Source organism: Halomonas sp. SpR8 (assembly GCF_031010195.1).
GTDB lineage: Bacteria > Pseudomonadota > Gammaproteobacteria > Pseudomonadales > Halomonadaceae > Vreelandella.
This window is the reverse complement of the sequence record NZ_JAUAMC010000002.1, coordinates 389,790-413,573: the sequence shown is the minus strand read 5'-3', so window position 1 is coordinate 413,573 and position 23,784 is coordinate 389,790. Positions and strand designations below refer to the sequence as shown.

19 protein-coding genes are annotated in these 23,784 nt (G+C 59.3%); 13 read left to right on the top strand and 6 right to left on the bottom strand.

From position 1 onward, the window contains the following. Nucleotide 1: 1 nt before the first annotated feature. The 7 genes from QT230_RS05235 (at nt 2) to QT230_RS05205 (ending at nt 7,113) form a co-directional block, all read left to right on the top strand. Nucleotides 2–943 carry an ornithine cyclodeaminase family protein gene (locus QT230_RS05235; protein WP_308320531.1) on the top strand — a complete coding sequence of 314 codons (942 nt, stop codon included), beginning with the start codon at nt 2–4 and terminating at the stop codon, nt 941–943. A 74-nt stretch (nt 944–1,017) separates the two neighbouring features. Beyond that, nucleotides 1,018–2,091, top strand: a complete 1,074-nt coding sequence (dctP, locus tag QT230_RS05230) for a TRAP transporter substrate-binding protein DctP (protein ID WP_308320530.1) — start codon at nt 1,018–1,020, stop codon at nt 2,089–2,091. 100 nt (nt 2,092–2,191) lie between these two features. Beyond that, complete coding sequence (locus tag QT230_RS05225) at nt 2,192–2,737, top strand: TRAP transporter small permease (RefSeq protein ID WP_308320529.1); 546 nt, start codon at nt 2,192–2,194, stop codon at nt 2,735–2,737. Then, nucleotides 2,734–4,008 carry a TRAP transporter large permease gene (locus tag QT230_RS05220; RefSeq protein ID WP_064235852.1) on the top strand — a complete coding sequence of 425 codons (1,275 nt, stop codon included), beginning with the start codon at nt 2,734–2,736 and terminating at the stop codon, nt 4,006–4,008. Before QT230_RS05225 ends, QT230_RS05220 begins: the two co-directional genes overlap by 4 nt. A 20-nt stretch (nt 4,009–4,028) precedes the next feature. After that, the gene (locus QT230_RS05215; protein WP_308320528.1) at nt 4,029–5,060 is read left to right on the top strand and encodes a histone deacetylase family protein; all 1,032 of its coding nucleotides are present in this window, start codon (nt 4,029–4,031) and stop codon (nt 5,058–5,060) included. Further along, nucleotides 5,057–6,163 carry a class II histone deacetylase gene (locus QT230_RS05210; protein WP_308320527.1) on the top strand — a complete coding sequence of 369 codons (1,107 nt, stop codon included), beginning with the start codon at nt 5,057–5,059 and terminating at the stop codon, nt 6,161–6,163. The genes QT230_RS05215 and QT230_RS05210 overlap by 4 nt, the downstream gene beginning before the upstream one ends. Then, the gene (locus tag QT230_RS05205; RefSeq protein ID WP_308320526.1) at nt 6,160–7,113 is read left to right on the top strand and encodes a branched-chain amino acid transaminase; all 954 of its coding nucleotides are present in this window, start codon (nt 6,160–6,162) and stop codon (nt 7,111–7,113) included. Before QT230_RS05210 ends, QT230_RS05205 begins: the two co-directional genes overlap by 4 nt. 206 nt (nt 7,114–7,319) lie before the next feature. Here the strand turns inward: QT230_RS05205 and QT230_RS05200 are convergent, their stop codons facing one another. The 6 genes from QT230_RS05200 to QT230_RS05175 all read right to left on the bottom strand — a co-directional run bounded on the left by QT230_RS05200 (nt 7,320) and on the right by QT230_RS05175 (nt 15,022). Next, nucleotides 7,320–8,429, bottom strand: coding sequence for a histidinol-phosphate transaminase (locus QT230_RS05200; protein ID WP_308320525.1), 1,110 nt, complete (start codon nt 8,427–8,429; stop codon nt 7,320–7,322). Between the two features lie 32 nt (nt 8,430–8,461). After that, nucleotides 8,462–9,853 carry an FAD-binding oxidoreductase gene (locus tag QT230_RS05195; protein ID WP_308320524.1) on the bottom strand — a complete coding sequence of 464 codons (1,392 nt, stop codon included), beginning with the start codon at nt 9,851–9,853 and terminating at the stop codon, nt 8,462–8,464. Nucleotides 9,854–9,888: 35 nt separating this feature from the next. Beyond that, a complete protein-coding gene (locus tag QT230_RS05190; protein WP_308320523.1) occupies nt 9,889–11,520 on the bottom strand; it encodes an ABC transporter ATP-binding protein in 1,632 nt (543 codons plus the stop codon). A gap of 27 nt (nt 11,521–11,547) precedes the next feature. Continuing rightward, nucleotides 11,548–12,381, bottom strand: a complete 834-nt coding sequence (locus tag QT230_RS05185) for an ABC transporter permease (protein WP_007111564.1) — start codon at nt 12,379–12,381, stop codon at nt 11,548–11,550. Then, nucleotides 12,378–13,358, bottom strand: a complete 981-nt coding sequence (locus tag QT230_RS05180) for an ABC transporter permease (RefSeq protein WP_308320522.1) — start codon at nt 13,356–13,358, stop codon at nt 12,378–12,380. The genes QT230_RS05185 and QT230_RS05180 overlap by 4 nt, the downstream gene beginning before the upstream one ends. A 107-nt stretch (nt 13,359–13,465) precedes the next feature. Beyond that, a complete protein-coding gene (locus QT230_RS05175) occupies nt 13,466–15,022 on the bottom strand; it encodes an ABC transporter substrate-binding protein (RefSeq protein ID WP_308320521.1) in 1,557 nt (518 codons plus the stop codon). 210 nt (nt 15,023–15,232) lie between these two features. Between QT230_RS05175 and QT230_RS05170 the strand changes: the two genes are divergently transcribed. The 6 genes from QT230_RS05170 (at nt 15,233) to QT230_RS05145 (ending at nt 23,457) form a co-directional block, all read left to right on the top strand. Beyond that, nucleotides 15,233–15,943 (top strand): GntR family transcriptional regulator, encoded by a 711-nt coding sequence (locus QT230_RS05170; protein ID WP_308320520.1) that lies wholly within the window; start codon nt 15,233–15,235, stop codon nt 15,941–15,943. Beyond that, entirely contained in the window at nt 15,921–16,943 is a 1,023-nt protein-coding gene (locus tag QT230_RS05165) for a histone deacetylase family protein (protein WP_308320519.1), read from the top strand. Before QT230_RS05170 ends, QT230_RS05165 begins: the two co-directional genes overlap by 23 nt. Before the next feature lie 100 nt (nt 16,944–17,043). After that, a complete protein-coding gene (locus QT230_RS05160) occupies nt 17,044–20,709 on the top strand; it encodes an ATP-binding protein (protein WP_308320518.1) in 3,666 nt (1,221 codons plus the stop codon). Continuing rightward, nucleotides 20,706–21,341 carry a hypothetical protein gene (locus tag QT230_RS05155; RefSeq protein WP_308320517.1) on the top strand — a complete coding sequence of 212 codons (636 nt, stop codon included), beginning with the start codon at nt 20,706–20,708 and terminating at the stop codon, nt 21,339–21,341. Before QT230_RS05160 ends, QT230_RS05155 begins: the two co-directional genes overlap by 4 nt. Beyond that, nucleotides 21,338–22,591: a hypothetical protein gene (locus QT230_RS05150; protein WP_308320516.1), complete on the top strand. Its 1,254-nt coding sequence runs from the start codon at nt 21,338–21,340 to the stop codon at nt 22,589–22,591. The genes QT230_RS05155 and QT230_RS05150 overlap by 4 nt, the downstream gene beginning before the upstream one ends. Further along, nucleotides 22,588–23,457, top strand: coding sequence for a hypothetical protein (locus QT230_RS05145; RefSeq protein WP_308320515.1), 870 nt, complete (start codon nt 22,588–22,590; stop codon nt 23,455–23,457). The genes QT230_RS05150 and QT230_RS05145 overlap by 4 nt, the downstream gene beginning before the upstream one ends. Nucleotides 23,458–23,784: the final 327 nt, after the last annotated feature.

The window sequence follows — 23,784 nt, the reverse complement described above, 5'->3', positions numbered from 1 at the left end:
TATGCGGGTTGTTTCTGGCGAAGAAGTCTCGCGCTGCTTGGCGTGGGACGGCTTAATCAAACGGCTACATAACACGTTCGTGAATGGCGTGGAGTCTCCGCCGCGCCATCATCACGCCATGCACCGGCCGGATGGAGAGGCCACCATGCTGCTGATGCCTGCCTGGGAAGCGGCGGGTTATATCGGCGTCAAAATGGTCAACGTGTTTCCGCAAAACGCCGACCACGGGATTCCGGCGATCTCCGGGCTCTACTTGCTCAGCGAAGGCGAGCACGGTCAGCCGCTAGCCTGTATCGATGGCAGCGAGTTAACCCGGCGTCGTACGGCGGCAGCCTCTGCGCTTGCCGCCCAAGCCTTGGCGAATAAAAACGCAGAGACGCTGCTGGTGGTGGGTACGGGCAAGCTGGCGCCCATGGTGATTGAAGCCCACGCCAGCGTACGTCCCATCAAGCGGGTACTGGTGTGGGGACGTAATCCCAGCAAAGCGGCGGCAATTGCCGACGAGTACGCCGAGCGCTTTGAAACCCAGGCGGTGGAAGAGCTCGCTGATGCAGTCGCCGAGGCCGACATCATCAGCTGTGTAACGCTCTCGACCCAGCCGCTGGTCAAGGGCGAGTGGCTCACCCCAGGCACGCACTTGGATTTGATCGGTGCGTTTCGCCCGCAAATGCGCGAAACCGATGCGTTGTGCCTGCGCCGCGCGGAGGTGTTTGTGGACACCTACGCCGGGGCCAAAGGCGAAGCGGGCGACATTTTGCAAGCCATCGATGAAGGTGAGTTTCAGTTTGACCAGATCCAGGCGGAGCTTGCCGAGGTGTTAGCCGGCGCTAAGCCGGGGCGTTCAAAAACGGAGGACATCACGCTATTCAAATCGGTAGGCGCGTCGCTTGAAGATTTAGCCGCCGCGATAGAAGTATGGGAATCACTGCCCGCAAAACAATAACAAGACCGACATCGCTACCGAGTAGCACCGCCAGTCATAACGAAGACCGACCAATAACCAAAACGAGGTATGTTATGAACGCTAATAAATCACTACTTATCGCCGCGCTGGCAGCACTGCCGCTGGCCATAGCAAGTGCCAATGCCCAGGCACAATCCTATGAGATGGTGATCGCCACTCAACTGCCGGAAGATATGAGCAATAACGAAATCTATCCGGCGCTGGTGCACTTCAAAAACCTGGTAGAAGCGCGCACCGACGGTGACCTTGAGGTCACGATCTTCGGCGGTGGCCAGCTAGGCTCTGAAGTGGAGAACGGCTCTGAAGTGCAGGGCGGGCGTACATTGCAGTCGACGATTATGTCGGCCGGGGCGATGTCGTCGTTTTACCAAGACTACCAAGTAGTCACGGCGCCGTTCCTGTTTACCAACTGGCGTCAGGCGTGGAGCTTCTTCGATAGCGAATGGTTCGCCGACTTTATGTCCGGCACCGTAGACGACGCCGATATGCGCTATTTGGGTACCTTCGACGATGGCGGTGGCTTTGTCGCTTTCACCAATAACGTACGACTCATCAAAACCGTCGAAGACTTGGAAGGACTCAATATTCGCACCGAAGAGAACCCAGCCCACGTGGCGATTATGCGTTCGCTAGGTGCTTCCGCCACACCGCTGCCCTGGGGCGAGCTAATCACCGCGCTGGAAACCGGTCTTGCCGATGGCCAGTTTAACGCGCCGGTACTCAATACCACCTTCAACTTTGATGCGGTCACCGACTACACCACCCTTACCGGGCATGTGTATAACAGCGCCCCTTGGGTAGTTAGCGAATCGTGGTATCAGTCGCTACCTGAAGAGCACCAGCAGGCGCTGGTAAGCTCCGCGCGGGAAGCGATCCAACTGAGCCACGGTATGTCAGGCGCCTTAGCAACGGCCAGTTGGGTGGAGTCCTGCGAACGCTTTGAAGAGTGCTATTTGATGCCCGACGCCGAGCGTGAACGTATGGCGGAAATTGCCCGCCCCGCCTGGCAGTCATGGATCGTCGATGACTTTGGCATGGACGAAGCCCGTGTACAGGGGCTACTTGACGAAGTCGAGCGCGTTGGCCAGCAGCTAGCCGAAGACGACTACCGCATTTATGGTCAATAAGTTCGGAGTCAATAAAGCTGGTACCAAAAAAACAGGCCAATAACGGTAAGCGATAGATAAACGCTGGGGCTGTACACATGCCTCAGCGTGAGGAACAGCCATGGGTGTTTTAACTCCTTTGCGCCGCTTGAGCGATAGCGTCAATCAGGTGGCCATTGTGGTATGTGTGGGCTGCATTCTGACGATGCTTGGCATCTCGTTTACGGCCTTTCTCTACAAGCTGATGACCGGCAGTACGCTAAGCTGGACGTATTCGCTGGCGCGGCTGTTTTTGCCCTGGATCGGCTTTCTCTCCATGACCATTTCACTGCGCTACGGCGAGCATGTTGCCATGACGCTGCTGGTGCGCAGCTTGCCAAGAGTTTTCGTGCAGGTGGCGGCGGGGGTGTGTTTGGCGGTGATCGGCCTGTTTGCGCTGATGCTGACCTGGTACGGCTGGGGCTATTTCTCCAGCGCTACCCAGGTCTATATGGTCTCTGATCAAATCCGTATACCCAGCAAGGTCACCGCCATCGTCGTGCCTATCAGCGGAGTGATTATGCTGCTCCACCTGGTACATGGCTTTGCGCTACTAGAACACTTTCTGGATGAGCGCGATGTGATTGACGAGCTCATAGATACCGCCGATGGGGAGCACCGCTTATGACACCTGCCATTGTGGTATTCGTGCTGTTGCTGTTTATTGGCGCGCCGGTAGCGGTGGTGATGGCGATGTCGGGACTGGCCGGTGGCTTCGCCCTAGGCGGCGAGCGCATGCTGGGCATCATTGCAGACCGTATGTTCTCCGGCGTGTCGGGTTTTCTGCTGATCGCCGTTCCCTACTTTATTTTCACCGCCGAGCTCATGAACCAGGGTGGGCTGACCCATAAGCTGATTGCGTTCAACAATGCGCTGTTTGGCCGGGTGCGCGGCTCGCTCTCCCATGTGAATATCTCGGTCTCGGTGTTTTTTGCCGGACTGACCGGCGCGGCAGTCACTGATACCGTTGCGATCGGCAAAATCATGATCCCCGAGATGAAAAAGCAGGGCTACGATGCCGAGTATGCCGCCGCGGTGACCGCCTGCTCATCAATTATTGGGCCGATTATTCCGCCTAGCGTGGTGATGGTGGTCTACGCCACGCTGCTGCGCGATATCTCGGTGATTGACTTGTTCGCGGGCGGTATTATCCCCGGTTTGTTGATGGCGCTGGCGCTACTGGGTGTTAGTTTCTTTTTGGCCTGGAAACGCAATTACCCCAAGGAAGCGCCGACGCCCTTTAAAGCGGCGATCCTGGCCTTTTTAGTTGCGTTGCCCGCGATGGTGGTGCCGCTGATTATCCTTGGCGGGATACTCTCGGGGCTGACGACGATTACCGAAGCCTCGGGCTTTGCGGCGGTTTACGCCATCGTGATTGGAGTAGTGTTCTACCGCAACCTAACCTGGCGCAAAATCTGGGATGCCCTTGTCACCACGGTGCGTTTTTCCGGCGTGGTGTTTTTTCTACTGGCGACGTCTGCGGTATTGGGCTGGTTCGTTACCCGCTCAGGCATAGCCAGGGATGCAGCCAGCATGATCACCACCGTTAGCGACGCAGCTTTTGTGCAGTTGATGCTGGTCTGCCTGCTACTCTTAGTGATTGGCACGGTGATGGATGTGCTGCCCGCGCTGGTGGTGATTGCCCCGGTGCTGGTGCCCGCGATGATTCAGTTGGGTTTCGACCCGTTGCACTTCGCTATCTTGATGATTGTGGTGCTGAATATCTCCAATGTGACCCCGCCGGTGGGGATGACGCTGATGACCGCCGCGCGAATAGCCGAGGTGCCCTATGAACGGGCAATTATTGCCTCGCTGCCGTTTTACGTCTCGTTTTTGGTGGTGATTGTGCTGCTGGCTGCCTTCCCAGCGCTCTCCACCTGGATTCCTTCTCTACTGTAACGGGCTGCCAATACTCAATCATGAAATGCTTTTACCACCCAGATCAGGCATACCACGCGCCGCCGACCTTTCTGCTGCGCGGCCAACCTGCGCCCTCTCCGGAAGGCCCGCTGCGTGCCGAGCTACTTACCCAAGGCTTGGCGAGCGCAGGGCTGACCCTTACAGCACCCAAAGAGGCGGATTCGCCAACGCTGCGTAAGCGTTTGGAGCAGATTCATACGCCGCGTTATCTGACGTTTCTGGACACCATTTACGCCCGCTGGCAAGCACTGCCCAATGCGGCGGAGGTGGTTGCTCCCAATATCCACCCCTGCGGCGGCGGTCACCACTACCCGCGCCACCCGATTGGCCAGGCGGGTTGGCATTTGCACGATATGGCCTGCCCGCTAAGCGTCACCAGCTTCCAAGGTGCACTGGCTTCTGCTGCCAGCGCCGAAGCAGCGGCCGAAGAGGTGCTAAATGGCGCGCCAGCGGCCTACGCACTGTGCCGCCCGCCGGGACACCATGCCGGGCCTGAGCGCGCCGGGGGCTTTTGCCTGCTGAATAACTCGGCGCTGGCGGCCACGGTGCTGCGCGAGCGCTTCGCCAAAGTGGCGATCATCGATGTGGACTTACACCACGGCAACGGCACTCAGGATATTTTCTATAAACGCAGCGATGTCTGGACGGGCTCACTGCACGCTGATCCTAGTGACTTCTACCCCTTCTTTTGGGGCGGTGCTGATGAAGAGGGCTGCGAGGAGGCCGTGGGCACTAATGTCAATCTGCCCCTGCCGGTAGGCAGCGACGGGGAAGTGTATCTCGATGCCCTGGCGATTTTGATTGACCACCTCCAGCGCTACGAGCCGGATGCCGTGGTGGTGGCACTGGGGTTAGATGCCCATAAAGATGACCCGCTAGCGGGACTAACGGTGGAAACCGAAGCGTTTATTGAGGTGGGCAAACGCCTGGCGGCACTTGCGTTACCGATGGTGATTGTTCAGGAAGGCGGCTACCCCACTGAGCACCTAAGTGCCAACTTAACCGCCTTTATGCAGGGCTTTACGGCATGAGCATAACCGGCTTTTATTGGCACGAACGCTGCTTCTGGCATGATCTGGGCGCGATTGGGGTGTTCTCCGCGCCCGGTGAGTTTTTACAGCCCCAGGCAGCGTCTGAAAGCCCTGAAAGCAAACGGCGACTGAAGAATATCCTCGAAGTCAGCGGGCTGATTGATGAGCTGAGTGTGGTTAAACCACCTGCAGCGACGCTGGATGACCTGCTGCGTTTCCACACCCCGCGTTACCTGGATGAACTGCAGACGGGGGATAACGCGCGTGGTGGCAACGGCGGCGACTGCGCGCCTTACATGCCCGGCAGTTGGGCGGCAGCCACACAATCCGCCGGGCTAGCCATCGCGGCCGTTGAATCCGTGGCGCTTGGAAAGGTGAGCAACGCCTACGCTCTATGCCGCCCCCCAGGCCACCATGCGGAAGCCGACCAGGGCCGTGGGTTTTGTCTGATGGGCAATATTCCCGTCGCGGTGATGCGCGCTCGCGCCTTGGGGCAGGTGAACCGCGTGGCGATACTCGATTGGGACGTTCATCACGGCAACGGTCAGCAGGCGGCGTTTTATGGCGAGCCGGATGTGTTGACTATTTCGATTCATCAGGCGGCCAACTATCCGCTGGAAACCGGCGGTTTTGACGAGCCGGGCGAGGGTGCAGGCAAGGGCGCCAACCTTAATCTACCGCTGCCGCCGGGCTGTGGCCTGGGCGCCTATGCCTACGCCATGGAACAACTGGTGCTGCCCGCGCTGGAGACCTTCAACCCCGAACTCATCGTCGTGGCCTGTGGTTACGATGCCTGTGCCAAAGATCCATTAGGCAAAATGTTGCTCAATAGCCAGGCGTTCGCCACCATGACTGCCCAGCTTAAAGCGCTGGCCGAGCGCTGCTGTAGTGGCAAGCTGGTGTTTATCCACGAAGGTGGTTATTCGGAAGGCTACGCGCCGCTCTGCGGTCACGCGGTGATCCAAACTCTGGCGGGTAGTGCGATTAGCGTGACCGACCCGCAAAACGATGAAATTGCCGCCTGGGGCTATCAGGCCCTGCAACCGCACCAGCAAGCCTTAATCGATGACTGGTGCCTACAGTGGGAGCAACGCAAACAATGACACCGCTTTATGATCGCGATGGCTGGATTTGGCAGGATGGTGAGTGGCGCGCGTGGCGCGACGCCAAGGTGCATGTGTTGTCCCATACATTGCACTACGGCATGGGCTGTTTCGAGGGCGTACGCGCCTACGCAGGCCCCAGCGGCACGCATCTTTTTCGTGCTGCCGAGCACACCCGCCGGTTGGCGGAGAGCGCCCATTCGCTGGATATGCCGCTGCCGTTTAGCGAAGCGGAACTGATAGAGGCCCAGCGCCAGTGCCTGGCGAAAAACAACCTGAGCAGCGCCTACCTAAAGCCCACGGTGTTTTTCGGCGCGGAAGGTATGGGGCTGCGTGCTAAAGGATTAACCACCCATGTCATGGTGGCCGCTTGGGATTTAGGGCCTTATATTTCGCCCCAGGCCGCGACCCATGGCCTGCGTGCGCTAACGTCATCCTGGGCACGCCACCATGTCAATATTAGCCTATGTCGGGCAAAGACTAACGGCCACTACGTGAACTCGATACTGGCGCTAAATACGGCGCTCAAAGCCGGGTTTGATGAAACCATCATGCTCGACCCAGAGGGCTATGTGGCTGAGGCTTCGGCGGCGAATGTCTTTTTGCTGCGCGATGGTGTGCTACATACCCCGGAAGTGACCTCATGCCTTCAAGGCATTACCCGGGATAGCGTGATTCAACTGGCGCAAAAGGTGTTGGGTATTGAGGTTCGCGAGCGGCGGATGACCCGCGACGAGCTCTACACCGCCGACGAGGCGTTCTTAACCGGCACCGCCGCTGAGATACTGCCGCTGAGGGAGTTAGATGGTCGCCATATCGGCACCCGTGCGGGTGCGCCGCCTGTCAAAGAGCCGATCAGCCCAGATAGCGTGACGGCTCAACTGCAGGGCTTATATCGCCAGGCAGTGCGGGGTGAGTTGGATGATTTTCGGCATTGGTTAACGCCTTAAGACTATTGTGGCGGGCAATCAGCATGCCCCGGTGCGAGGGCAGGTTTCCGCGAGGGCGCTGTGAACCCATCCCGGGGCGCTACTTTTGTCATCTGACCGCCATGGATGGCGGAAATGCCGGAATTGTCGGGAACATTTTCCGGCCATGGAAAAAGACCCTCGCTCCAACCTGCCCACGCACCTACTGAGCAGATTTACTCATTTAATCAGGCGTGTTCTTTAATCGCCTGTTCCAGAGCATCCAGTCTCCCCGGTTCCAACGCGGCTTGCACAGCGGTAATACGAATCACATTGGCCAGCTCAGGGTGTGCGAGTCGAGCGACTAACACGCCTTTGGCGAGCAGTTGCTGATGCACCTCGGCAGCGAGGTCGGCGCTGGGTAGGCGAATGCCGATAAAGTTGGTGGCGCTGGGCAACACATCGGCACCCAGTGCGCGAAAGTGCGCTGCCAATTGCTCACGGCGGGCTTTTACATCGGCGACGTGCTGGTGCACTTCGTCAGGGTGGTCGAGCACCACTTCGGCGGCGGCCAGGGTCAGTGACGATACCGCGTAGTGAATCCGCACCTTCATCATCATCGCCAGTACGTCTGGGTCGGCAATCGCGTAGCCAATGCGCAGCCCCGCCAAGCCGTGGGCTTTAGAGAGCGTGCGCAGGCGAATCACTCCCGGTATGGCTTTAGCGGCGAACTCGCTGTTGGCGTCGTCGCGGAAGTCTCCGTACGCCTCGTCTAACAACAGCCAGCAGGTATCGGGCAGCGCTTCACGCAGCTTGAGGGTGGCGCTATCGCTATGTAAATGGCCGCTGGGGTTGTCCGGGTTGGCCAGATACACCAAGCGGGCGTTTTCCTGATGGGCCGCCGCTGCTAAGGCTTCCATATCAGGCGCCAGCACGCCGGGCGCTTCAAAATAGCTGGGCTCCACCAAGCGGCAGCCCTGGCCTTTGGCAAAATAGCCCAGGGTAGGGTAGGTGCCTGCGGTGCTTACCACGGTCTCGCCAGGTTCGCAGGTGGTGCGCAGCGCCAGGGCGATTAAGCTATCGGCACCGGCATCCACCAGCAGCGTTTCCAGCGGAATACCTTGCTGCGCACTCAAGCGTTGGCGAACACCGAGCGCTTCTGCATCGCCGTAGCAGTAAACGTGTTCGGCCAGCGCATCGCCAAAGTGCTCGCGCAGGGCGCGGTGGGGCATGTCCAGGCCTTCATTAGAGCCCAGCCGGTGGGGGATCTCCTTGCCAATGCGGCGCTCCAACACCTTGATGCCTGGGAACGGATTAACAGGGCCTTCACTCAGTAAGTGATTGGGGTAGCGGGGCATGGTGATTCCTAACGATACAGTGAATGTTTAACTTAAAACGTTTCTTGAAGTACTTTACCGGGGTTGAGCAGATTAAGCGGATCGAGTGCCTGCTTGAGCGTATGCATTAGCTCGATCTCGGCGCTGGAGCGGCAGGTGCCTAGCCAGGGGCGCTTTTCTAAACCGATTCCATGCTCGGCGGAGACCGAACCGCCCAGTGCCGCCAGCGGCTGGTAAACCATCGCCTCCACTTCACGCCGTATTTCAGGCTCGGCACTCCCTGCGCAAACAGAAATATGCAGGTTGCCATCGCCCAGATGGCCAAACACTACCAGGCGCGCCTCCCTCCAGCGCTGGGTTAGCTGCGCTTCCAAGGCATCGGTATAGCGCTGCATATCGGCAATCGGCAGGCTGACATCGAAGGTGAGCACTGGCGCCAAACCTTTGACCAAGCCCTCAATATCTTCTCGAATCGCCCATAGCCCGTCGCGCTGAGTGCTGGATTGGGCAATCACTGCATCGACAATCAGCTCTTTCTCTAACGCGCTTTCCAATGCTTCGCTGAACTGGGTGGCATTGCGTTCGGCGTCGCTGCCCAGCGACTCAATGATCACATAGAATGGGTGTTCGGTGGCAATCGGTGGCGTATGGCGGCCCAGAGTAGCGGTCAGTAGGCGGTAGTGGTTTTGCCACATCACCTCAAAAGCTCCCAGGCTGCCGCCGAGTGCTTTGCCCATATGGCTAAGCAGCCCGGTCAGGGCCTCGAATGAAGGACAGGCCACCATCGCCGTTTGCTCGCTGGGCGTGGGGGGCTGAAGGCGCAGCACCGCCCTGGTCACAATGCCCAGGGTGCCTTCGCTGCCGATAAACAGCTGCTTTAAATCGAAACCGGCGTTGTTTTTCAGCATACGGTTCATGGAGCTGACCACGCGGCCATCGGCCATGACGGCTTCTAATCCCAAGACTTGCTGGCGCATCATGCCGTAGCGTATGACCCGAACGCCCCCGGCGTTGGTGGCGATATTGCCGCCAATGGTGCAACTGCCCCGGGCGCCCAGATCCAACGGGAACTGTAGACCCACCTCTTTAGCCGCCTCTTGAACCCGTTGCAGCGGTGTCCCCGCTTGCACGGTAAGCGTACCGCCGACCTGATCAATCTCTTCAATGGCGCTCATGCGCTCCAGGGAGATCACTAACTCCGCAGGGCTTGCTTCCGCGCCGTGCACCAAGCCGGTTAAGCCGCCGTGGGTGACCACGGGTTGTTGAGCGTCGTGACAGGCCTTCATTACTGCGGCGACCTGCTCGGTATCCGCCGGGCGCACAATGGCGCCAGCCTGGCAGGGCGCGCCGGTCATCCAATCAACGCTACGGCTACTGACATCGTCGCCCGTTAATACGTGGGCAGGGCCGACAATGGCGCGTAGCGCCTCCAGGGTTATTTGCATGTATGTTCCTTAACGTATCTTGTCCATTCGATCAATTATGCCGTCGCCGCCACGGGCGCTTCGCGGCCGGGAATCGCCTTGAGCAGATCCTGGGTATACGCCTCTTTTGGGGCGAGGAAAATCTGTTCGGCGCTGCCTTGCTCGACAATTCGCCCATGCTGCATCACCACAATACGGTCGCAAATCTGCGCGGCGACGCGTAGGTCGTGGGTGATAAACAGCAGCGACAGCGAAAGCCGCTGTTTAAGCTCCTCCAGCAGTTCCAATACCTGGGCCTGAATCGATACATCCAAGGCGGATACGGCTTCGTCAGCGACAATTAGCTCGGGATTAAGCGCCAAGGCTCTGGCAATACCAATACGCTGACGCTGGCCGCCAGAAAATTCATGCGGGAAACGCTCCACGGCGCTGGCGCCTAAACCGACCATATCGAGCAGCTCACCTGCCTGCTTAAGCGCCGCGGCTTTGGGCGTGCCGTTGGCTATCGGCCCCTGGGCTATCGCCATGCCCACCTTGGTGCGAGGGTTGAGCGAGGCGTAAGGGTCTTGAAAGATCATCTGCACACGGTGGCGCTCACGTCGCAGCGCAGCGCCCGTTAATTGCGAAAGATTGACGCCATCCAGCAGCAGTTCGCCGCTGTCCGGATGCTCCAAACGCACTACGCAGCGGCCCAAGGTAGATTTCCCCGAACCGGACTCTCCCACAATCCCTACCGTTTCGCCACGGGCGAGGGTAAGTGACACATCATCAAGAGCGCGTACTTCCCTGGCAGGCTTAAACAATCCACCCTTGGAGCGAAACACCTTATTGAGCTGCTTAATTTCCAGCAGCGGCGCCACCTGGCTGGTCTCACGGTGGGGCGGCACCGCATTGCTGGGAATAGCGGCAATGAGCGCTTGGGTATAGGCATCTTGAGGGTTTTCAAGCACCGATTTGGCGTCACCCAGTTCGACAATCTTGCCGTGGCGCATCACGCAGACACGGCTGGCGATTTCGGCCACCACGCCAAAGTCGTGGGTGATAAACATCACTGACATACCGCGGCGTTGCTGTAGATCGCGGATCAGCTCAAGAATTTGCGCCTGGGTGGTCACATCCAGCGCGGTGGTGGGCTCATCCGCTATCAGCAGGATAGGTTCCAGTGCCAGCGCCATGGCGATCATGACCCGCTGACGCTGGCCGCCGGAAAGCTCGAAAGGGTAGGCGCGAATGGCCTTCTCCGGCTGCGGGATACCCACTTCAATCAACAGCTCCAGGGCTCGGGCTTGGCGCTCTTTGGCATTGAACTGGCCATGGGCCTCAAATACCTCAGCGATCTGTGCGCCTACCCGCATCAGCGGGTTGAGGGCGGTCATTGGCTCCTGAAATATCATGCCGATTTTTAGCCCACGCAGGGTGCGGTGCTGCTTCTCGGTCATGGCGAGCAGGTTCTGCCCTTCAAACAGTATCTCGCCCTGGGTGGCGCGCACGCCCTTGGGCAGTAGCCCCATCACGGCGTTGGCAGCCATCGACTTGCCCGAACCCGACTCACCCACCACGCACATGATCTCGCCGCGCTTCACGTCGTAGCTAACCTCCTCCACCGCTAGAGCGCGATCCGCCCCTTTGGGCAGCGCAATATTCAGGTTGCGAATGCTGAGGACGGTTTCTGTTGATGCTTCATTCATAACAAGCACTCCAGTCATAACAAACGCCTAGCGCTCGCGGGAAAGTTTCGGGTTCAAAGCATCGTCTAAACCTTCACCGACCAGATTTAGAGCCAGCACGGTGAGCAGAATCGCCACTCCGGGGAAGAAGCTTAGCCACCACGCCTGGCGAATCACCGTGCGCGCCGCGCCAATCATATAGCCCCAGGACATCACGTTGGGGTCGCCCAAGCCCAGAAACGACAGCGCCGATTCCAGCAGAATGGCGGTGGCGACCATCAGAGAGGCCAGCACGATAATCGGTGACAGGGTATTGGGCAGAATCTGGCGCAGAATAATCGTGGTGTTGGACTGGCCCACCAAGCGCGCGGCTTCCACATACTCGCGGTTACGCAGCGACATAAACTCGGCGCGCACCAGGCGAGCTACCGGTGGCCAGCTCACTATCGCAATCGCCAACACAATCGAGCTGATGCTGGGCTGCATAATCGCCACCAGCACGATTGCCAGCGCGAAGTTGGGAATGGTCTGAAAGAACTCGGTAAAGCGCATCAGGAGGTCGTCAATCCACCCACCGTAGTAACCGGCAATGGCGCCCAGCGGTACGCCAATCAGCAGCGCCACACTGGTGGATACCAGCCCAATCAGCAGCGACACCCAGGCGCCGTGCATTAAGCCTGATGCCACGTTGCGGCCCATGGTGTCAGTGCCCAAGGGAAAGCCATCCTGTGAAAGCGGCGGCAAAAAGGGCCGCTGCACCATCCGCCAGGGGGATTCAGGGAACAGCAGCGGTGCGAGTATCGCCATGGCGATAATTACCAGCAGGATAATCAGCCCCACCAGGGCGCCACGGTTTTGCGCGAAGCGTGCGAAAAAGCTCATGCGGCCCCCTTCTTGATGCGTGGATCAGCCAGGCTGTAGACCAAGTCGGTGATGATGTTGAAGACGATGACCAGGGCTGCCGAGAAGAAGAAAATCCCTAGCAGCAGGTTGTAGTCGCGCTGCTCAAGGGCTTCAAACATCAAGCGGCCGATACCGGGCCAGGCAAACACGGTTTCGGTCAGAATCGCCCCGCCGACCATCTGCCCCGCCTGTAGGCCAGCAAGCGTAATAATGGGTAGAAGCGCGTTACGCAGTACATGGCGGCGCTGAATAATGCTGGGTTTCAAACCTTTGGCGCGGGCGGTTTTAACGTAATCCTGCTGGGCGGCGTCGAGCATGGAAGTACGCGTCATGCGGATATAAATCGCCATAAAGAACAGCGCCAGGGTGGTCGCCGGTAGCACCAGGTGCTTGGCAATATCGAGCACCAGGGCAAACCCCGTGTGACCCGCGCCCACGGTGTAAAGGCCGTAGGCGGGTAGCCAGCCTAGATACACCGAAAACACCACCACCGACATTAGCGCCACCCAGAACAGCGGGGTGGCGTAGAACACCAGTGCCAGCGCCATGATCAGCGAGCCGGAGGGCTTCTTGACCCGCGCCGCGGCCATGGAGCCCGCCACAATGCCCAGTACCAGCGAAAGCACAAAGGCGGTGCCGGTGAGCAGCAGGGTAGCGGGTAGGCGCGCCATAATCAGATCAAAGACAGGCACGCCCAGCCGGTAGGAATAGCCAAAATCGAGCATCGCAATGCCCGATACATAGCGCCACAGCTGCACGTACATCGGCTGATCAAGGCCGAAGCGCTCGCGCAGCTGATTAAGAAACTCCTGATCGGCAGCGCCCGCTTGTCCCGCCAGAATGGCGGCCGGATCGCCGGGGGCCAATTGAATCAGCAGGAAATTAAAAATAACGATTAAAAACAGCACAATCACGGCTTTAAACAGCCGCATGAGAATGAGGCGAGCGTAGACCATAGACACCTTCCTGACGGGCACTTTCCTGGCAGATACTTTCCTGACGGATACCTTCATGACATGGCTAAACCACCCAGGCAGCTCGCGCTACCTGGGTATTCTGAGACTTAGCGGTCTAGCCAGGCATCCTTAAAGCCGTCGTTAACACCCACGCCGGAGGTGACCAGGTTTTTCACGTCACAGCGGTAGAGTGTCGGGAAGCCCAGTTCCATCAGCCAGCCAACGGGGACATCTTCGTGGAGAATTTCCTGGACTTCATGGTAAAGCGCTTCGCGCTCTGCATCCGGGAAGGCAGTGGCGGCCTCGTTAAACAGCTCGTCAACGCGCTCGTTTTCGTAGCCTTCGACGTTATTCCAGGGCGAGCCCTTGGCAATGTTGTCGGAAAGGTAGGTGCGTGAAATACCCAGAGCCGGGTCGCCGTACTGGAACAGGTAGGTAAAGGCGAGATCGTAGTCCCAGTCACCCAGGCGCTGGTTCCAGCCGCCCACATCGGTGGCTTGAGTGCTGACGTTAATGCCTACTTCACGTAGGTTTTGCTGCACAGCTTCGGCCCAGCGCGTCCAGGTTTCGCCATAGGGCAGCGGTAGAATGGTGATCTCTTCACCGTCGTAGCCCATTTCATCGAGCAGCTCCCGAGCGCGATCTGGATCGTGGTCGTAGGGCTCCAGGTCTTCATTCTGGAAGCGCGCATTAGAGCCAAAGGCGGAAAGCGGCACCTTACCCAGGCCATTCCACAGCACATCTTTGGCGAACTCCCGATCCATGGCGTACATCACCGCCTGGCGGAAGCGCTTATCGGCGGTGGGGCCTTCGCGGTTGTTCATCCACAGCATGGCGAAGGGGCTGAAGTACTCGTGACCTTCTTCGGTCATGCAGACGTTATCCATCGCCGCCAAGCGGGGAATGTCGAAGTTCTCGACGGTGCCGCTGGGCAGCACATCAATGGTTTCATTTTCGAACGAGACTGCGCGGGAAGCGCCGTCAGGAATGATGTGCCAGTTAACGCCGTCGAGGTAGGGTAGGCCCTCTTCGTAGTAATCGTCGTTTTTAACCAGCTCGATAACGGTACCGCGCTCCCAGTTGGCAAACTTAAACGGGCCGGTGCCAATCGGGTGGTCATTGTGCTCGTTATCGCGGAAATCAGTGCCTGCGTATAAGTGCTCGGGCACCATGGTGAAGGTGCCCGCTTCAAAAGAGAGCAGGAACGGGCCGAAGGGTTGAGTGAGTGTAAACACCACGGTGTGGTCGTCGGTGGCTTCAATGCTTTCTACATGCTGCAGGACTGCCCGGGCGCTGGGGTTCAGCTCGCGATGGAACACATCGGCCGAGAACACCACGTCTTCAGCGGTAAAGGGTTCGCCGTCGTGCCAGGTCACGTCGTCACGTAGGTGAAAGGTGTAGGTGCGGCCATCCTCACTGACGTCCCAGGATTCTGCCAGCTGCGGCATGGGTTCAAGATCGGTGGTGTAACGCATCAGGCCTTCGTAGATATTGCCTGCCACAGTACGGGTAGGCGCGTTTTGAACCATGCCAAGCACCAGGCCAGGGGGCTCGGGCTGGATAATGGTATTAACCGTTCCTCCCGACTTGGGGTCATCGGCCAAAGCGGCGGAGGTAAAAGCGAGTGCTGCAGCGGAAATAGCCAAAGCTAAAGGTTTCTTCATGTTTCCTGCTCCTCGGTTTATTAGCACGTAATGGGTTTACGTAGTCGTTAGGCGAGCGAGGCGTGGTTAGGCCCAGTTGTGTTGGTTGTTGGGAGCCTGTTTTGACCATAGCAGTAGCTGGTAAAACTGTCGACAGTCGGCAATCGTTCGTCGACAAACAGCATATTTTCGTCATACTAAAGTGACGTGTCAGACCTAATGAGTAAACTTATGGCCTTCACAGCGTCGGCTCCCAGGGCCTTTATTCAGCAGCAAAACTTGGTCGAGCAGGTTGCTGACTATTTGACCCAAGCGATTATTCAACAACACTTTTTACCCGGCGAGCGGCTTTCTGAAGTGCAGCTCTCCCGCGATTTGGGCGTTAGCCGTGCGCCGGTGCGTGAGGCCGCTCGGCTGCTCGAAAGCCGTGGTTTGCTGATCTCAAAACCCCGGCGGGGCTTCTTTGTTCGCGCGTTGAATGCCGTTGAACTCGAAGATGTCTTTGATTTGCGGTTGTGTCTTGAGCGCCACGCCATTCACCGCTTGGTGGAACGCTATACGCCCGAGGCCAAGCGCGCGCTGGAAGAGCAGGTGGATGTGCTATGTGAGGCAGCGGAAAGCAATGATGGCACCCGGCGTATCGAGGAGGATCTGCAGTTTCACCGGCTGATGCTGCACTACGCGGGCAATGAGCGACTATTGCGTGCCTTTGATGATCTGACCCACGAACTGCGCCTGTGCATCACCCTCATCACCAAAACCCATGAAGCCCCCGATACCATCGCCACAAGCCACTTCAAGCTTTTAGAGGCGCTGGATAGCGGCAGCCCTGACGCCTGCCATGAGGCGATCGATTACCACATAGGCGTTGCCCGTAAATTTGTGGTCAAGGGTGTGGGCGAAACTGGAGAGCATAGCGATGAAGACATTCTTCCACGCTGATCAGTTACTTCATCGGCCGCAAACCTACTTCTCACGTGGAAAAATGCGCACGCCCCAGGAAGTGCCCGAACGCGCCACGCACCTGCTGGCAGCGGCCAAGCAACTTGGCTTTGACGTTCAAACACCCCACGATTATGGCGTGGCGCCGCTAAGAGCGGTGCATTCGTTGCCCTACCTACGCTTTCTGGAGAGTGCCCATCGGCGCTGGCATACCCTTGACGAGGACTGGGGCGAAGAAGTGATCTCCAATATCTTCGTGCGCTCGCCCAACGCCCTGCGCGGCATCTTGGCAGAAGCCGGGCGCTATATGGCCGACGGCAGCGCCCCGGTGGGGCAGCATACCTGGCGGTCAGCCTACTGGTCAGCGCAAAGCGCGGTGGCCGGAGCTGAGGCCCTGCTGGCCGGTGATCGGTTTGCCTATGCGCTATCGCGCCCGCCGGGCCACCATGCGGGCATCGACTCTGCGGGTGGGTTCTGTTTTCTTAACAATGCCGCCATTGCCGCGCAGCATCTGAAAACCCGCTACCCTCGAATCGTGGTGCTCGACCCTGATATGCACCATGGTCAGGGCATCCAGGAGATTTTCTACCAGCGCGACGATGTGCTGTATATCTCGATCCACGGCGATACCACCAACTTCTACCCGGCGGTGACGGGCTTCGAAGACGAACGCGGTCAGGGCGCAGGGCTTGGCTACAACATCAACCTACCGATGCCCCATAACTCAGAAGAGTCGGTGTTCTTTGACCGTCTGGAGCAAGCCTGCCAAGCCATTCGCCTGTTCGAGCCGGATGCCATTGTGCTGGCGCTGGGGTTTGATATCTACGAACTCGATCCCCAGGCCAAGGTCGCCGTTTCAACAGCGGGATTTGGTGAGTTGGGCCGCCGGATAGCGAACCTGAACGTGCCTACACTGGTGGTACAGGAAGGCGGGTACTACCTGGAAGGGTTGGAAGCCAATGAGGTGAGTTTTTTTGAGGGGTTGCTCACTAAGGCGTAATCAGTAAGACAAGCCATCAAGGTGTCTGGCAAAATGGCTGCTTTCAGCGATCAGCAAACGATCCGGAAAGCCATTGAGACAGTCATCGAAAGGACACGGCATGGCCCACCTGCTACGCATCGTGATGATTCACGGCCACCTGGAAGGGGTGGTGGAACTGAGTGTGGATGGCCACACCAATATTTGCGGCACCAACGCCTCCGGTAAAACCACGCTTCAGCGACTGGTGCCGGTGTTTTACGGCGAGCTACCCAATAAGGTCGTGCCCAAGACCCGCATGAAGTTTGATGCGTTTTACCTGCCCAACCGCAACAGCTATCTGGTGTACGAATATCGCCGCGAAGCGGGCAACATCTGCCAGGCGGTGCTGACCCGCAAAGCCGAAGGCGGGGTGGAGTACCGCTTTGTGGGCGGGCCTTACCAGCCGGAAGATTACCTGGTCGAAAGCGAGGCGGGCGTGGCCGCGCTGGACTACACCCAGTGGGCCAGCGGCCTGCGACGCAGTGGCACGCCTGTTTCTCCCAAACTGGGGGCTACCTCTGAATTCCGCTCGGTGATCCAAAACGACTTTACCCAGCTCCACGGCAACAGCCGCGACGGCCTTAAACTGCGCCAGATCGCGGCGCAGTTCAGCCTGGTCAAACCCGAGCGGCGTATCCGCCATATCGAAAAGCTGGTTTCGGCGGTACACGCCAAAGAGGGCAAGATGGACACCCTCAAAACCATGCTGGCGGCGATTTTTGAAGAGGACGGCGTCGAGCTGCCGGTGACGCGGATTCGCAACACCAAAGCGCGGGAGTGGATTGCCCAAATGCGTCAATCCATGCGTCTGGAACCGCTACAGGCATCGCTGGCCCGGCTTGGCGGCATCGATCGCGAACTGGCCGATCTGGATGCCACACTCTGGCAACTCAAGCCCCAGCTTGAAGATGACCGCCAGCGCGCTGAGCGGCAAATGGCCGATGTGGATGCCGAGCTTGCCCGCCATCAGCGCGAGTTCCAGCAGCGGGAGAGCGACTACGGTGAGGCCCGGGACGCGCTAAACGACCGCCACAGCGAAGTGGTCAGCGATTTACAGCAGACCCAGCGCCGCTTGAACGACCTGCAAAGCCAATACGAGCGCTATGCCGAGGCGGATATGCCCGCCCTGGAGCGGGAGATCAATGCGCTGCCCCAGTGGCGGGAACAGCGCGACCAGCTGCGCGCCCACCTGAATGTGATGCAGGATGCCGTCAAGGAGAGTCAGGCGCGCCTCGACGGTCGCCTGCGCGAGCTTTCTGAAGCGCTGGCCCGCCAGACCGGTGAGGCTCAGGAGCTGATTGATGCCCTGGTCGAAGAGAAAGCCCTGCGCCGGGAGCAGCAGTGGGAAGCCGAGCAGCAGCTTAACGAGCGCTACCAGCAGGAGCGCCAACGCCTTGAAGGCGAGTATCAGGCCCAGCTGGAGCTAGGCGTCGAGCAGCTCGCCGAACTCAAAGCGCAGCTCTCGCTCTCCACCCAAACCGCCGAAGAAGCTTCCGAGGCAGAGCTTGCCCAGGCGCGCCTGGATCAAGCCCAGCAAGAGCGCAACGCATCCGCCGCCACTCTGGACGGCCTGCGCAGGGAGTTTGAAAGCTGCCGCCGCGCCCGCGACGACGCCGAGCAGCAGTTGGTGCAGCTTCGCCAGCAGCTTGAGCGCGCCGAGCAGCGCTGCTACGCGCTCTATCAGCAGCGCGACCCCGAACAGGGCAGCCTGCGCCACTTCCTGCGCTACCACCGCCCCGGTTGGGAGCAGCAGCTAGGCAAAGTGATTGCCCCGGAGCTGCTGGAGCGCCGCGATCTCGCCCCGCAGTTGGCCGAAGGCGCCAGCGATGATCTGTTTGGGCTGGCGCTGGATCTCTCCGCCATCGCCCTGCCGGATTACGCCCAGGACGAAGCCACTCTGCTGGCCGCCATCGAAGAAGCGGATAGCGTCAAACGCCGCGTACTGACAGAGTGCCAGGCCGCCGAGAAAACGCTTAAACAGCACAACGAGCGCGTACAGCAGGCCGATGAAGCCCAGGATCAGGGCCGTATGGCCCATAAACGCGCCGAGCAGGAAGTCGAGTTTGCGATAGAAGCGCGCCGCCAGCAGCAGGAGCGCCACACCAAGCGCCAGCAAGAGCGCCGCGCCGCCCATCAGGCCGCGTTAGCCAACCAGGAGCAGGCACAGAAAGAGCTGCGCGAAGAGAAACAGCAGGCCCTCGCCGCGCTTAGCGAGACCCACCAAAGCCAGTTGTTAGAGCTAAAAGCCGACGGCCAAAGCCAGGTCGATAGCCTGGATGCCCAGCTGCGCCAGTATAAACAGCAGCTAAGCGACGCCAACGCCGAACACCAGCGTCAGCGGGAGGAACTGGAGGAAGCCTTTAGCCAGGAGCTAGCCGAGCAGGGCGTCGACCCGGCCAAGCTCAAAGATACCAAGCAGCGCCTGGCGAGCCAGGACGAACGCATCCGCGTTACCGCCGCCCGCCAGGATGAGCTCACCGAGTACACCCGCTTTATGCGCGTGGAGTGGGGCCAGCAGAAACCGCAGCTGGTCGCCCAAGAGGCCGAACTGGAGCAGACGGAGCAAAAGCTGCAGCGCGATAAAGAGCATCTGAAAAACGATTTCCAGGCGGCGCGCAAAGCCCACCAAAGCACGGTCAGCACGCTGAAAACCCAGCGGGAGAGCGAACACGCCTGCCTGGAAGCCTTGAAGCCACTGCTCACCCAACTGGAAACGCTGGCCATCGAGCCCGACGGCCAAGCCCCCAGCGCGCCCCTGGGCGATGTGGACGAACGCATCGAGCGCACCCGCCAGGCCTTGGGCAATCGCCACCAGCAGATCGAACAGCTGCGCCGTGGCTGCCTGGAAGTGGAGAGCCAACTGATCAAGGACGCCAGCAGCGGCTTCGCCGAAGCGTTGGAGAGCGAGCGCAGCAAGCTGCAAAGCGACAACCCACGGCTACAGCTGCCGCTCCTGCGCGACATGCTCAAACTGCTCGAAGACCAACAGCAGCAGCTGATTCAGGAAGGCCGCAACCTCAGCGACGACCTGGATAAATTCTTCACCGTGTTCCGCGATCTGAACCGCCGCATCAGCGCCCAAAGCCGTCGGCTTTCGGAAGAAGTCGCTGACGACCTGCGCCTGGAAGGCATCAGCAAGGCCGAAGTGCGTATCCAGTCCACCATTGATGAGCTGGGCTTCTGGGAGCCGCTGAAGCTGTTCGCCCAACGCTATAAAGAGTGGCGGGAATCCGGCCAGACGCTACCCAGCGACGACTACTTAAACACCCTGGCGGACGTGGTCGACTTGCTGCGCAGCGACCAGCAGTACAGCTTCGAAAGCCTGCTGCGCCTGGAGCTGCACCTCAACGAAGGCGGCACCGATCTGGTGATCAAGAACGACCGCCAGCTGCTGGAGTCCTCCAGCCACGGCATGGCCTACCTGATTCTGTGCAAATTCCTGCTGGCGTTTACCCGCCTGCTGCGCGGCGACGCGGAAATCGCCATCCACTGGCCCATTGATGAGATTGGCACCCTGGCCTACCACAACGTCGAAAAGCTGTTCGACGCCTGCGACAGCAACCGCATTCATATCGTCGGCGCCTTCCCCAACCCTGAATCCGACGTGCTGCTGCTGTTCGCCAACCGCTACCTGATTGACCGCGATGACGCCAACCCCAATAAGCGAGTGCTAAAACGCATTGAGCCAAGGCTAAGCCGCCTGGCCGAACGGCTCCAGGAACGTCAGCAGGAGGTGACAGCATGATCGAACACGGCCCACTGCTCGAGCGCCTGCTGGCGGGCGAGTTTATCTGCCCAATCAGCGATGAAAGCGGCTACCGCCACCTCAGCGATGAAGAGACCCGCGAGTCGATTGACGCCTATCTGCGCCCCCTCAATCGCCGCCTGGCCAGCAACGAAGACGGCAGCGTCTACTTTCTGGCCTGGCGTCAGCTCAACGACAGCGCCCGGGATCAGCTCTCGCGCCAGCTGGGCGATACGCTCAATAGCTTGTTGCCGTTGCTGGAGTGGCTGCAGCTGGTGCAAGAAGCATTAGGCCGCGACACCCTGGCCGCCCCCGGCGACGTGCTCAAACCGGCGGAGTTCAGCGCCAAGTGCGAAGACAACCAAAGCCTACGCGAGCGCCTGGAGCGCCTGGCCACCGACAGCTTTTTCGGCTCGCAAAGCGATCAGTTGGATGCCCAGGTAAAGCAGGTCTTCAAGCGCTTAAAGGAGCACGGCTATTTGCTCCAGCCGCACTCAGAGCGGCAGGTGTTTGTGGTCACCGGCAAGATCGACTACCTGGTGGACTTGGTACGCTTTATCCGCGATGAAGAGAACCTGCCTATCGAAGCAGATAGCGAGGAAGGCTCCGGTTCACAGGAGGCCCTTCTGTGAATAAGAGCGTGAGTGCGAGCGTGAGTGAGCTGGAGAGCCGCCTGCTCAAAACCGGCAGCGAACGGTTGGCGCTGCTGGGCAAGCATTCTGAAGCGCTGATGCAGGCCTACACCCGCGATGAAGTGCCGCTGGAATCGCTCAGCGACAGCGCGCTGCGTAAGCTGCTGGCGGCGCGCATTCTCTGGCGGCCGGACGAGCAGAGCGGTGTGAAGCTGGCGCCCAAGGTGCGCGAACTGATCGCCGAAATGCTCGCCGACGAGACCCGGCGCCACGTCAACGCCGACGTAGCGGAAACCCTGGAGCTGATTCGCGCACTGGTACACAGCTACCGGGAAGCGCGCAGCCGCGGCGAGCACTGGCGGCTGGAGCAGCAGCTGATGCGCCTGCGCCAGGAGGTCGATGACCTGAACGGGCGCTTCGCTGATGCCATTGATAGCCTGTGGCAGCGGCTTAATAGCGACTTCGGTTTTGTCAGCCAGCTCAACGACAAGATCCGCGAAAACGACCGCGCCCAGAAACAGATCGCAAGACTGCTGGACGGCTTGGCGCTGATCGACTTCGACGAGCTGATCGAGCTGGTAGGCAGCGACGGCAGCCTGCGTAAGCTATTGATCAGCCAGCTTCAGCAGCAACTAAGTAACCACTACACCGGCCTGCGCGAAGTACAGCGGCGTTTGATCGAACTAATGGCGCGCTTTCGTAAGCAGCAGGCGCGCAGCCGCCTGATGAGCGGCATGGCCGCCTTTATGCGCGAACACCCCGGCTTTGTGCCCGGCAACTACGCCCGCCGCAGCGAGGTGCCCACGCTGATCAATCAAGCCGCCCCGCTAAGCGCCGCCGCCGCCCCGGCGCTGGATCGCAATCTGGACAGCCAAGTGCTCGCCGAGCTGCTCCACCAGCTACCCCAGCCGCGCCACACCACCCAAACGGTGGAAGCCGCAGCCCCTGCGCAAGCACAAGAAAGTAGCCTGGCCGCCGCTCGCCAGCAGGCGCTCAAGCAGGATGTGGAATACTTCTATTTAAGCGTGATCGACCAGCCCCAGGCGGCGCCGGTCAGCGCCCTTGAGTACCTGCACGAAAGCCCGCTGGAGTGGCCGGATGAGATCTGGCTGTTCCAGGTGATCGCCGAGTATCAGGGTCTGCCGCGCAGCGACCAGCGAGCGTTTAGGCTCAAACAGCAGGAGAGCCAGGCCAGCCGCTTTAATCACCTGCGCCTGATCCACGACGTTGAACTGCAGCTGGCCGTATGAACCTACCCGGTCGCGCCCGCACTGGGCTCAACGGCGTCGCCCGCGAACTTCTCCGCCAGCCCGCAGTGGAAAAGCCCCGCCGCCAATGGGTAGACGACGTAGTAGCCTGGTGCCACCAGCACGATATTGACCTGGCCTCGCGCATCAACGGCAAAACGTTACGCTTTGACGCCGCCCTGCTGGCGCAGATTGATGACGTACTAGAGAGCGCCCGAATAGCCCCGCTAGGCCGCTCCCTCAGCGGCCTGACCAGCACCGCCCAGGCGAAGGAGGGCGTAGAAGAAGACAAAGCAACCCGCGAAAGCCCCCGTGCACGGCGAGTACTCGTTAGCTTTCTGCCGCAGCCAATAACCGGGCTCGCCAGCGAGCAACGCAGCATTCGCGATGTGGATGTACAGGCGCTAAAACTGAGCGCGTTTGGTGCTTTAATTCAGGTCGAAAACCTGGACAGCTTTTATGAGTTCTCGCCGGATATTCCTGCGCTAAGCGGCTACACGAACCCGCTGGTCGTCTACCGCGGCGACAGCCACTACGGTGGCAGCTTTGCCTTACTCGCCGAGGCCTGGCGCAAAAACCATCGGCCGCATATCTATGCGGGTGATTTTGATGTGAAAGGCGTTACGCTAGCGCTGGATAGCGGTGCCACTCACTTGCTCCTACCCGATATTGAATGGCTCACCCAACACGCCACGCCGTTGCATGTGCCTGCTGAACAGTTTCCTTATCAGCGTAGGCTGCGTAAACACCTTGCTGCGTTGCCATCTGCTCATCCGTTGCGTGAATACCTAACGGTGTTGCTGGAAAAGCAGCGGGGGCTTAAGCAGCAATGGTTTGGAGGGGAGGTGGTGTGTGTGGGACTTAGCTAAAAGCCGGTTCAAAAGGCTGCCGCTTAAGCCCGCTTTTCACGCTTTGTCTCCGTAGGATTCATCAGCGCCGTAGACTTGATTCCCACAGCGTAGTAGTGCTTTTCTAAGCTGTATGATTAGGCAGAGCAAAATGAGCCAGCAAGCGACTTTTGGATATATTGCCTATTTTTTCTTTGCCTCCAGGTGAATCAGTGGGATAGAGTCAAATGAGCTGGCTACATAACCTCAATGAATGAGCGGGCACGTTTATTGAGGTTATGCAGCCTTCCGTATAATCACTGTTGAACTAAACCGCTTCGCGGTAGCTGTCGACGAACCACGTCTTTC